Raw genomic sequence first — 12,120 nt, 5'->3', positions numbered from 1 at the left:
GCTGTTTCATGCGGTTTGTGAAATTACTGATTTCAGTGGCCGCCAGGGTCAATTCGTGCGTCGGGCGCGCACAGCTTTCAAACAATATCTGAACCAGATAGTGGGGTTTTCGCGGGATGCGTCTGCGGTCAAATGTGGAAAACTGTCTTTGTTTCCAAGCTACGAGAGAATCATCTGTCGAATACGGGTCCCTCTACCAAATTGAATAACCCCAAAGGTGTAGTGGCGAGGCTAAAAGACACGTTAAGCGTGTGTAACAGAATTAAATACCTATATCTTTCAGGTAGTTGCAAAATTTGTGAAAAATGTGTCAACAAAGAGGCCGTCGTGTTAACATGTTTGTGCAAGTCGGGAAAAGAACTGCTTCTTTAACCAATGGCGACCCTCATTTTTTTCGAGGGGCCTTATCTTGCGAAAACTTTTTGATAGGACTTTGACATGAAAACTCTATTCTTGGCTACCGCAGCCACGATCATTGCGTCCGGCGCTTTTGCACAGGATGCTTTCATCACACAGCTTGGCGATGACAACGCTGCCGCAAACATCCAGACTTCCCTGGGCGGCGGCAATCTGGCTGTCGTGCAACAGGTCAACAATGTGCCTGGAGGGTTCTTTGGATTCCTGGGTCCGCAGGGTGACAACACGGCTGTCCAGTTGCAGCGTGGCGCTGACAACAATGCCTTTACCTACCAGGAAACGACCCGTTCGTCGAACGCGTCGTTGATCCTGCAGACCGAGGAAACAGGCAACAACGTCGCCAGCAACAACATGGCGATCAACGTGATGGCGAACGGCAGCGCCGACGACTTTACCGCGCAGACGCTTCAGTATGGTGACGACAACGTCGCTATCAACTGGATCGAAGAAGGCGGCAACGCCGTCGCAACGGGGTCGCCGACCCTCGCGATGCCGATGCTGGCCTTGACGTCCATTCCGAACCCGGTTCCGGGCGGAATGGCGACTGTCAGCGGTTTCGGTTCCGTCTCCGTAAACTCGAACTGATACGTTTTCGATAGCCTCGGTCGCTTTTCGACCCTGCGCCGAAAACTTCAAGAGATCGGTGGGCCAGACGGGCCACCGATACCATTTTCACGTTTTTATTTTATTTATAACGCATTGGGATTGGACATGTTTTCCATCACCAAAACCTTTAACCACCCCGCCGCGATCTGTGTCTTTCTGCTTCTGAGTGCTGCGCCTTCTCTTGCTCAGGATGCCTTTGTCGCACAGGTCGGTGATGCGAACCGAGGTGCCAACCTTGATCTGACGGGGCAATCGTCATCGGTCATCGCGCAGATCGGAAACCGGAATACGTCAGTCCAGATGACGCTGGGCGGTCGCGACAACCAGTTGGCGTCGGTTCAGGTCGGGCAATCCAACCAGAACCTGTCAATGACCCAAGGACGCAAGAATATCACCGGCACGTTCCAGTCAGGGCGCAACCATGTGGCGCAGGCCATCGTGTTAGGGAATTTCAACAGGGTTGCGACATTGCAATTCGGTTTCGCGAATGCCTCGCGTGTTCAGGTCGACGGCAATCACACCGAAACCTACGTCACCCAGAACGGTGCCGGACTGAACAGCAACGTCGCGTTGATCGATGGCATGACCGCACGTTCTGCCGCTGCGGATCCCCTGGCGGTGCGTGTCAATCAGTCCATGGGACAAGATCCGGTCAACGTTCGCATCATGCGTGACGCAGCCGGCACGCTGATGATCCAGCCGGGCACGGCAACAACCGTTTTGCGGCTGTCGGGCTAACCCAATTTCATCGGCGACAGCGCCGCTGAAAATACAATAGTGCAGCCATTTCCACCGAAATTCCGGCGAGAGCCGGATTTTTGTGAATGTACTATAATGATCGAAGGTAAAATTTCGTTGCGATAACGACACTTCATAATTTTTTGTGAAATGAGGCCCTATCTTAATTTTGTTTCTTGGTTTCAAGTGGGTCATATTTTTGATTTTCAAGAAGAGATTTATTATGAACATGGCATTAAAAATGGCCTTTGCCGCAGTAATTGCGGCCGCCATACCAAGCGTTTCTTTTTCCGAGGATCGGAATTTCAATTTCCTTAGCCCCAGCTTTGGTGGAAATCCGAACAACGGTGTTTTTCTGTTCGGCGTCGCGCAGGCGCAGCAGTCGGCGACCAATCGCGATTCGCTCGAAGGCGCGCCAACCGGTGGGATCGGTGGGGCACCAGCCGTCACGGGTGGCAACATCGGCGGGCCGACGATCATCATTCCGATCAGCAACAGCGTGCCTTCGCCCGGTGATGTGACCAACACGATCCCCGGCCAGTAAGAACCGAGCAGAAAAAGAGTATCAAGATGCGCATCGCACCAATGATTGCAGTCTGCCTCGTGCTGGCTGGATGTAATACGCTTCCGCCTGTTGCAGACGTGATGACCCAACCGGCCGAGCTGGCGCCCATGACCAGAACCGGCTTTACGGTTGAAAACCTGCCGCCCCCCCGTCGCCCGATCGACGTCGCGGTTTACGCATTCCCCGACCTGTCGGGCGCGAACGAACCGGTCGAGGATTTTGCCAGCCTGTCACGGGCCGTGACACAGGGTGGCGCACATCTGCTGGTCGACGTCCTGTCGGATGTCGGGAACGGACGCTGGTTCGCGATCTCGGAACGCACGGGCGTCGACAACTTGCTGCGTGAACGCCAGATCATCGAACAGACCCAGAATGCGTACCAGGGTGTTTCGACATTGCCGCCGCTGCGGTTCGCCGGCACCCTGATCGAAGGGGCCATCGTCGGATACGACAGCAACGACATCACCGGTGGCGTCGGGGCCAGCTTTCTCGGGATCGGGTCATCGGTCGAATACCGGCGCGATGTCGTCACGGTGTCGATGCGCGCTGTCAGCGTATCGAACGGACGGGTGCTGGCGTCGACCACAACGACAAAAACGGTGTATTCCGCGCTGGTGCGCAACGGATTGTTCCAGTTCACCTCTGTCGACAAGTTTCTGGAAATCGAGAGCGGTTATTCCCGCAACGAACCCGAAATCTTTGCCGTGAAGGAGGCGTTGGAGCTGGGTGTCCTGTCCCTGATCCTGGACGGCGTCGAGTCGGGCGAATGGGCGTTTGCCAATCCGCAGCAAGGTCAAGAGATCCTGAATTCCTTCAAGCGGCTCGAAGAACAGCGTTTCGCGCTTCGCTAAAAGAGGGTGGCGCGCGCCCAGCAATGACCCAATGCGCGCCACAATATAACTGTCTTTCATGACTAGCCCTGACCTGTGCAGCCCATGCTGCGCAGGTTTTTCACCTTTGGGCCATGTCGCGCAGCCGGACCGCGCGGCCTCTGTCCCATTTTCAGGACGAGGCTATATTCATGAAAAAAGCAGTTATTTTCGCTGTCGGCATGTCGTTGTTTCCGCAATTTCTGGCCGCACAGGACGCTTTCGTGGCACAGGTCGGTGACCTGCGCGTCAGCACCACCGCACCCGTTTCCCAGCAGATTACCGTGGCCAGCATTCAGGCCTCGCTTCCGGCGGTGATGCCTGACCGCACAGGGATCGCGGTAGGTTTCGACGACAGCCTGCTGCCTGCCGTTGCAGATGCCCGGCCCTATGCAAACGTTGCACAGAACGGCACCAACCACAGTGCATCCATCACACAAGGCGGGCTGCATGCGGCGATGATCCAGCAAACAGGCATGGGGCACATGGCCACGATCACGCAGACCGGCGGCACCATGAACCGCGCGGCCGTCATTCAGGCCAGTTCCAACGCAACCGCGGGAATCAGTCAATTCGGTTCGCGCAACCGCGCACTCATCATCCAGAACTAGGCCGGGCCGCGCGCCCGCCTGTCATGCGCGCATCACTCTCGGTGTGCCTGGTCCTTGGGCCAACTCACCGAGAGTTTGCGCGCGATGTCCGCGTTGAACAACGCGCCGATCGCATTCGACAGCCGCACTGATTTATGCATCAACGACATCAGTTTCTGGCGATCCCACCGGACCAGCTCTGTTCCCTGCATTGCGATGACGTCGGCGGTCGCCGGGCAGTCCAGCAGAAACGAAATTTCCCCGATGAAATTGCCGCTGCCGACCGCCACGTTCCGCCCGTCGTCGCGCAGGATCACCTGCCCCTTTGACACCAGATACAGATAGTCCGACCGAACACCCCTGGTGCAGATCGGCAGGTCCTCGGGGGCCGTAATCCAATCCGCGTGCCGCATGATCTTGCGAAATTGGCCAGGGTTGAGGGTCGTGAATGTGCCGTACAGGGCCAGCATGTCGTCCGACATGCCCAGCGTGGATTTTTCGCGCAGGATGACCAGTATCATGATGACATTCGCAAGGCCGATCATCGCGCTGGCGAATATGGCATCCCACAGCGGGACATCCGAAACAAAATAGTAATACAAGATGTAGAACATCGTGCCGATCAGCAGCAGACCGCGCAGCAGCAGTTCGTTCCGCACCAGCAGGCCCAACACGTAGAACAATAGCGCAATCTGCACGAAAATGCCGGCCGTAAAGAGGTAAGAGATATCCACCGCGCCACCCGTTCTGGACGTAACCCTGTCGGTATAGAACCGCATCGCGCCATGCATCAAAATAAAACTGCTTTGACCTGCCCGGATTGACGATCTTGCGCCCAGACTGGCAACGAAAATGACATCCTGTGCCTTGGGACACAGAACCGTTTCGGCGGGCCATGTACCAAGATCGCATTCAATGACCAAATTATTTCAGTACTTTGATTGTCGCCGCCGGGATCGCCCGCGCGGCGGCAATTATTCATGCGGGGCAAAAAATGCGGTGAAGGCCGGTCAGGCCCCCACCGCCAGAGGTATCAGGAGATGTCGAGACCCTGACAGGTCAAGGGATCGCGTGATGTGCGCTGCGGCACAGGATCTAGGGATCGGCGGCATCCATCAGCCGGTCGAGGTCACGGATGCTGATACGCCCGCGGTCCGTCGCGATGACCCCCGATTTTGCCAGTCGCGCAACGGACCGGCTTACGGCCTCACGGTTGGATCCGACAAAGCTGGCCAGCGCCTCGTGGGTCGGTACATCGGTGATGGTGCCGCCCTGCACCAATTGTTCCTGATCCTGCGCCAGTTGCATGATGCGGATGACCACCCGCGTTTCAACGTCATGCATCACCAAACCGAACAGACGGTCATTCATGCTGCGCAGGCGTTTGCCCAGTTCGCGCGCCAAATTGATCGCGATCCGGGGAAAGGTCATCATCAGCTCGGTGAAATCGGCCTTTGTCAAACGCGCGATCCGGCAATCGGAACTGGCCGAAATCGTGATCGACCGGGCGGCACCGTCCAGCGCGGCCATTTCGCCGAAATGCGCGCCGGCGTCGAATTCCGTGAATAATATCTGCCGTCCGCTTTGCGCGACAAGCTGCCCGATCACCGTGCCCGACAGGACAAAGAAAACGTCGGTTGCCAGATCCCCGTGCTGCATGATCAGGCGACCCTTTGGCACGGTCATCACCGTCATCCTGTCCGCGATACCCTGCAAATCATCGTCAGCGATGCCGGAAAACAGATCGCTGGCCGCCAGATCGAGCGCCTCTTGCGTTTCAATCCTTGAACTTGCGGTCATGGTCTCAACGCTTTCAGACAGGGGACGCACATCATCGGTGCCGAATTTTTTCAAAATGATGATCAATAGGTTAACATGTCATCACGCTTGCGCGAGTCGCAATTTAAAGGACGCCTTATTTCACCAAAGGATTTTTCATGCCTGCAAATTTTTCATCCAAACGTATCGCAGATGCAGAGACTTTTGCCGCATGGCACGCAGTCCCCGATGCAGAGTTCAAGGGCCTTGGCCTGACGCGCGACCAACTGAAACAGGCGCAGGCCAGTCTGTCGGGCAATATCATCTTCAAAGGCGATCCAACCTACGATCAGGCGCGGCAGATCTTCAATCCGATGTTCAATGCCTATCCCGGCGTCATCGTCAAATGCCAGACAGAGGCGGATGTCGGCATCGCGCTCGCGCTGGCACGGCAAATGCCACTGGGTTTCTGCCTGCGGTCCGGCGGGCATTCGACCGCGGGATATTCCACGACCAACGGCATGTTGATCGATGTCTCTGCGCTGAACCAGATCGTCTATGATCCATCGGGCACGCAGATTACCGTCGGGACCGGGGTGAACTTTGGCCAGCTGTTCCAAGACCTTGATTCAAAGGGGTTGAATGTGCCGGGCGGCGAATGTCCCGATGTCTGCATCGGCGGTTTCGTGCAAGGCGGCGGCTACGGGTTTACCTCTGGCATGTATGGTTTGAACTGCGACAACGCCGTGGGGTTTCGGGTGATGCTGGCCGACGGCACGATCATCCGCGCCGACGCGCAGACCAATGCGGACCTGTTCTGGGCACTGCGTGGCGGCACTGGCGGCAATTTCGGCATCTTGTTGTCTGTCGACCTGAAGGTGCGACCTGTGGGTCAGATGACCGGCTTTGCCTATGCCTGGCCCCTGACCAGTGCCGCGGGCATCAGCAACGCTGCGGCGGCGATGGCGGTGCTGCAAGCGGGGTTTTCCGGGCCCGGGGTCACTGACACGCACATGACGGTGCAGACCTCCTTGTGTTTTCAGAACCACATCGACCCCATGCAGCCCCCGCCACCAGCCGGCACGCCGTTGAGCCCCTATTTCATGATCCGGGGCATGTCGGATCAGGACCCAGGTGCCGTGACACAGACATTCGCCGCCATTGCCGCCATGCCGGGGTGCATCACGCAGTGGATCGCACAAGGATCTTTCCGCAGCCTCAACGACAAGCTGCTGAACTATCCCCAAGGGATGCCGGTGCTGGATCAGATGCCATTCGAGGACAAATCGAGCAGCTACATCGCACGCAATCTGTCCGCGCAGGAATGGGAAAGCCTCTTTGCGCTCTTTGCCAGTGCGCCCAACAACATGGCCTACGGATATGGCGAACTTTACAGTGGTGCGATCACCAGCGTGGGCACTTACGACACCGCTTTCATCCACCGTGACGTGTCGCTGAACATGGTCATGGATGTCTATTGGCTTCTGAACGCCGACCGAGAGACATGCGAAACCTTTCTGGCGGACTGGAATGCGGCGGTCGCGCCGCTGTCGAACGGGGAATCCTATCAAAACTATCCCAGTGCCGCTGACCCCGCGTTCATCGAACGGTTCTGGGGCGCGGCTTATCCCGTGCTGCAGGCGGTCAAGGCGAAATACGACCCCGACAACGCCTTTGCCTTTCCGCAGCAGATCTGGGCCGACCCGACCAATGCCCCGGTCAAGGATCCCGGCGTGCCCCCCAGTGTGATCGCCGCCCTGCAACGCCCCGTGACCGCAACGCTTCATTAGGATTCCATGACCTCCGAAACCGCAGATCCACTGGTTCACTGGCTCGATCAACTGGGTCTGGGGCAATATGCGCAGGCTTTTGCGGATCAGGATGTCACGCTGGACATCGTGCCTGAACTGACGGCCGAGGACCTGACCGAAATCGGCGTCAGGTCAATCGGTCACCGTCGCAGATTGCTGTCCGCGGCCAAGGCGATGTGCGACGCCCCCACACGCACGACCGGGGCCAGCAACCACCCCTTGCCCGATACGGCGAAGGCAGTCGAGCTTGGCGACGGTGCCGAACAGCGCATCATCACTGCGATGTTCTGTGATCTGGTCGGGTCCACGCGGCTTTCGACGCTGGTCGACCCCGAGGAATATCGCGATCTGATTGCACGGTTCAGGCAGATCATTTCGGATGCGCTGGTGCCCTATGACGGCCATGTGGCCCGGTTTCTGGGTGATGGAATCGTGGTGTTCTTTGGGCTGGCCCGGGCGCAGGACCATTCCGCCGAAAACGCCGTTGCTGCGGCACTGGACATCATCCAGCGAATTGCGCGCAACGACCGGGCAGATGATCGCAGGGCGCGGGTGCGCATCGGCATCGCGACCGGGCTGACCATCGTGAACGGTCAGAATCCCGACGGCGATCAGATCCAGATCGACGATACGATCGTCGGTGAAATTCCGAACCTTGCGGCCCGGCTGCAGGCGGCGGCGGCTCCGGATACGGTGTTGGTGTCGCAGGCAACCCGCGACCGGTTGGGTGACCTCTTTCGTTTCGAGGATTTCGGCCTGCTGACGCTCAAGGGCATCGCGGGCGGCGTTCAGGCATGGCGTGCGATCGATCACGCCGAGGCGGACAGCCGGTTTGACGCCCTGCGATCAAAGGCCCCGGCGACCGGTTTCGTCGGTCGCGCGTCGGAAATGGCGCAACTGATGGAAACAGCCGGGCGCGCAGCCGCTGGTCAGGGCCAAGTATCACTGATCATGGGGGACGCGGGCATGGGGAAATCCCGGCTGGCCCGCGAACTGCTGGACAAGATGCGCAGACCATCGGCCCTGCGCCTGTTCATGCAATGCACACCCTACCATCGCGGTACGCCGTTTCATCCGATCCGGCGATCCATCATTCGCCTGACTGAACCGACTTCGGACAGGCCGCACCTGCCAGTCGCTGATTTTCTGGCCCAATTCGGAATGACGGATCCCGAACAGGTCGCCTTGCTGTCGGATGTGTTGGGCTCTCCTGCGCATGACCAGGTCAATGCACGCCGTGCGCTGGAACAGCGCAATGCGCAGATCACGATGTTGACCGATCTGTTGTGTGCAATGGCCCAACAGGCAGGCACGATCATCCTCGAAGACATGCAATGGATCGACGCCTCTACCATCGAAGTGCTGTCGCGGGTCGCAACCAGGCTCGACGGCCTGGCGGCCCATCTGCTGGCGACCATGCGCACGGGCGAGGTGCCGCAATGGTGCGAACAGGCCCGCGCGCAGGTGCTGGTTTTGGACCGGCTGCCACCCGCGGATTTCAATGAACTGGTGCGCGCCATCGCACGCGCCAATGCACCACATGTGTCACTGAGCGACGATCAGATCGCGGAAATTGCAATCCGCTGTGACGGCAGCCCGGTTTTTGCCGAAGAACTGACGCGCTTTGCCCTGGATCGTGCGGCAGATCATCCGGGTGCCGCCGACCATCCGCTTCCGGCGACGCTGGCAGACTCACTCCTGTCACGCTTGGACCGGTTGGAGACCGGGCGCGAACTGGCACAGCTGTCGGCGGTGATCGGCAGCGAATTTCCCGTCGATCTGCTGATTGACGTGTCCGACCTGCCAAAATCAGAGGTGTTGCGCGGGGTGTCCAGCCTGATCGAGGCGGGTGTCCTGCGCCGCGGTCACAGCCCGTTCGGTCCGGCAGTCGGATTTCGTCACATGCTGCTCAAGGATGCGGCCTATCTGACATTGCTGCGCCGCGACCGGATCAACCTGCATGCCCGGATCGCCCGCACGATGACACGGCGTTTTCCGGAACTTGCCGCGACGGTGCCGCAGATCGTGGCACACCATCTGTCCTGCGGTGGTGATCTGGAAGGTGCCGTCACATTCTGGGACCGCGCTGGTTCGCTTGCCGCCGGACGATCCGCCTATTCCGAAGCGATCGTCCATTTCCGCCGCGCCATCGAAGACTGCGCCAAGGCCCCCGCCGGGACGGACCTCGAAGAGGCGGAACTGGCGGTGCGTATCCATCTGGTTGCCGCACTCGTGTCGGCTTACGGGTTCAACTCGGCCGCGGTCCACACGGAAATGCCACGGGTCGAGGCGCTGGGCGCTGCACTCAAGAGCACGGGACAGATGCTGCCGCTGCTGATTTCGAAATGGGTCTTTGCCGGTGCCAGCAGTCAGTTTTCCGCCTCGCTCGAGGTAGCCCGCCAGATCGAGCAACTGACGCGGGACAACGGCGAGGCAGGCGACCTGCTGGCCAACCGCTGTCTTGGCACCTCGCATCTGTTTTGCGGCAATCTCAAGGAGGCTGACAGACATCTGCGCGCGTTCTTTGAAACCTATGACGCCGGCACCCATGACGTTTGGCTGGACAGGTTCGGCAGTTCGCATCACGGGGCGATGTCGGCGGTCGGTCTGGCCGAACTGGCTGTTTTGGCATGCGACGGAGCGGAATCGCAGCACTGGTCGGATATGGCAAGAAACCTGTCAGACCTCAGCGGGCAGGCCCATGATCTGTGCCACTGCACGTTCTTTTTGGGCTGCGTTCTGCCGCTATTGCTTGATGAATACGAGGTGGTGCAGGTCCACGCCGACCAGTTGCGTCGCATCGCGCGGGCGCATCAGTTGGAAACTTGGGAAATCTACGCGGATCTGTTTCAGGGCACCGCGCTGATGTCGCAGGGCCAACTGGATAAAGGGTGTGCCCTGGCCGATGCGAGTATCTCACGCATCGGCCACATCGGTGTATTCCTCGATTTCTGCATGGCCTTGCACGCCGAGGCCTGCGTCAGGGCCGGGCTGATCCCACAGGCCAGAAAACGCTTTCAGGCGACCGGCCCCACGCTGCTGCAACAGAAAACCTGGCTATCGGCGGAATTCGGTCGCATTGACGGTCTGATTGCCCACCACGAAAACCGCGATCCCGAACAGGTGCGGGCCATTCTGGACCGCGCGCAGGGCGTCGCGGACCAGCAGGGCGTCGTGCTGTTTCAGCGCAAGATCGCTGCGACCCGCGCAGCGATCGCCGCGGAAGTGACCGACTTGCTATGAATCCTGACCTTGGAAATCGGCGGGCAGCAGCGCGTCGGGCATGTTCTGATAGCTGACCGGACGCGTGAACCGGCGGATTGCCAGCGTGCCAACCGATGTCGCGCCAAAGTTGGTGGACGCAGGATAGGGGCCGCCGTGCACCATGGCGTCCGCGACCTCGACCCCCGTGGGGAAGCCATTGACCAGCAAACGACCCGCCTTGCGTTCCAGCACGGGGACAAAGGGTTTCGCCATGTCGGTGTCGCCGTCGTCCATCTGTAGCGTCACTGTCAACTGCCCTTGCAGGCTGCGCGCGACTTCCAGCATTTGTTCGGGTCCGGTCGTCGTGACGACGATGCCCAGCGGGCCAAAGACTTCTTCGGCCAGATCTTCGTTGCCCAGCCAGTCCTCTGCGCTGACGCGGTAGACGGCAGGGGTTGCGGTGCGACCTTCGCCCGTGCCGGACACCAGTTCCGCGACACCGCTGGCCGCGGCGACCTTGGACACCCCGCTACGGTAAGCGCTGGCAATACCTGCCGTCAGCATGACTGCGGCGTCGGCCCCGGTCAGCGCGTCGGTTGCAGCGGCGCAAAATGCGTCGAGGTCGGCGCCGGCAGGGGCCACGACGATGCCAGGGTTGGTGCAGAACTGCCCCACGCCCATGGTCAGCGATCCGGCCCAGGCTGCGCCCAGATCAGACGCACGCGCAGACAGTGCCGCAGGCATGATGAACACCGGGTTGATCGAACCGAGCTCACCGAAAAACGGGATCGGCGTGGGACGTGCGGCACACAGATCATAAAGCGCGCGACCGGCACCCAGCGACCCGGTAAATCCGACGGCCTGGATCAGCGGATGCTGCACCAATGCGCCGCCCAATTCGTGGCTGGTGCCCTGGATCAGTGAAAACGTGCCTGCGGGCATGCCGCATTTTTCAATCGCTGCCTTGATCGCATCGGCCACGATTTCACCGGTTGCGGGGTGCGCGGGGTGGCCCTTGACCACGACCGGGCAACCAGCTGCCAGTGCCGATGCGGTGTCACCGCCGGCTGTCGAAAACGCGAGCGGAAAGTTCGATGCGCCAAAGACGGCGACAGGCCCGATGGGACGCTGCACCATTTTCAGGTCAGGCCGGGGCAGGGGCGCGCGGTCGGGCAATGCTGCATCATGGCGACGGTCAAGGTAGGCACCTTTGCGGATATGGTCTGCAAACAGGCGCAACTGGCCCGTGGTGCGGCCCCTTTCACCTTGCAAACGGCCCTCTGGCAGGCCGGTCTCGGACACGCCCAGACGGGTGATGTCCGCGCCGCGTGCCTCGATTTCGTCGGCGATGGTTTCCAGAAACGTGGCGCGGTCCTCGCGTGTGGTCCAGCCGTAGGTCACGAATGCGTCTTCCGCTGCCTGCACCGCGCGGTCAACTTCGGTCTTGCCGCCAGAGGCATAGGTCTGGCCATCCCCCGTCACGGGTTGCGAGGTAAAGGTCGCGTCGCTGGTCACCCATTCGCCTGCGATCAGGTGCTTGCCGTGTGGTTCGTATGTCATCG

The 12,120-nt window shown here is 59.7% G+C and carries 10 protein-coding genes; 7 read left to right on the top strand and 3 right to left on the bottom strand.

Features of this window, described 5'->3' with window-relative positions; all coding sequences use genetic code 11:
* Positions 1-438: 438 nt before the first annotated feature.
* The 5 genes from LGQ03_RS14595 to LGQ03_RS14575 all read left to right on the top strand — a co-directional run bounded on the left by LGQ03_RS14595 (position 439) and on the right by LGQ03_RS14575 (position 3,806).
* Entirely contained in the window at positions 439-1,002 is a 564-nt protein-coding gene (locus LGQ03_RS14595) for a hypothetical protein (RefSeq protein WP_226748992.1), read from the top strand.
* A gap of 126 nt (positions 1,003-1,128) precedes the next feature.
* Entirely contained in the window at positions 1,129-1,761 is a 633-nt protein-coding gene (locus tag LGQ03_RS14590; protein ID WP_143056807.1) for a hypothetical protein, read from the top strand.
* A 199-nt stretch (positions 1,762-1,960) separates the two neighbouring features.
* Positions 1,961-2,305, top strand: a complete 345-nt coding sequence (locus tag LGQ03_RS14585) for a curli assembly protein CsgF (protein WP_226748991.1) — start codon at positions 1,961-1,963, stop codon at positions 2,303-2,305.
* Positions 2,306-2,331: 26 nt separating this feature from the next.
* Positions 2,332-3,177: a CsgG/HfaB family protein gene (locus LGQ03_RS14580; protein WP_226748990.1), complete on the top strand. Its 846-nt coding sequence runs from the start codon at positions 2,332-2,334 to the stop codon at positions 3,175-3,177.
* A gap of 170 nt (positions 3,178-3,347) precedes the next feature.
* Positions 3,348-3,806, top strand: a complete 459-nt coding sequence (locus LGQ03_RS14575) for a hypothetical protein (protein WP_226748989.1) — start codon at positions 3,348-3,350, stop codon at positions 3,804-3,806.
* Between the two features lie 32 nt (positions 3,807-3,838).
* On the opposite strand, the gene LGQ03_RS14570 is transcribed toward LGQ03_RS14575, so the two are convergent.
* Complete coding sequence (locus tag LGQ03_RS14570) at positions 3,839-4,564, bottom strand: cyclic nucleotide-binding domain-containing protein (protein ID WP_226748988.1); 726 nt, start codon at positions 4,562-4,564, stop codon at positions 3,839-3,841.
* Positions 4,565-4,880: 316 nt separating this feature from the next.
* The gene (locus LGQ03_RS14565; protein WP_226748987.1) at positions 4,881-5,585 is read right to left on the bottom strand and encodes a Crp/Fnr family transcriptional regulator; all 705 of its coding nucleotides are present in this window, start codon (positions 5,583-5,585) and stop codon (positions 4,881-4,883) included.
* A gap of 137 nt (positions 5,586-5,722) precedes the next feature.
* On the opposite strand from LGQ03_RS14565, the gene LGQ03_RS14560 reads away from it, so the two are divergent.
* Together LGQ03_RS14560 and LGQ03_RS14555 are read left to right on the top strand one after the other, a co-directional pair.
* A complete protein-coding gene (locus LGQ03_RS14560) occupies positions 5,723-7,333 on the top strand; it encodes an FAD-binding oxidoreductase (protein WP_226748986.1) in 1,611 nt (536 codons plus the stop codon).
* A 6-nt stretch (positions 7,334-7,339) separates the two neighbouring features.
* A complete protein-coding gene (locus LGQ03_RS14555) occupies positions 7,340-10,597 on the top strand; it encodes an ATP-binding protein (protein WP_226748985.1) in 3,258 nt (1,085 codons plus the stop codon).
* Here LGQ03_RS14555 and LGQ03_RS14550 read toward each other — a convergent pair.
* The gene (locus LGQ03_RS14550) at positions 10,592-12,118 is read right to left on the bottom strand and encodes an aldehyde dehydrogenase (NADP(+)) (protein ID WP_226748984.1); all 1,527 of its coding nucleotides are present in this window, start codon (positions 12,116-12,118) and stop codon (positions 10,592-10,594) included. The genes LGQ03_RS14555 and LGQ03_RS14550 overlap by 6 nt on opposite strands.
* Positions 12,119-12,120: the final 2 nt, after the last annotated feature.

The organism is Loktanella gaetbuli, assembly GCF_020531945.1.
Lineage (GTDB): Bacteria > Pseudomonadota > Alphaproteobacteria > Rhodobacterales > Rhodobacteraceae > Loktanella > Loktanella gaetbuli.
This window is presented reverse-complemented; position numbering and strand designations above follow the sequence as displayed.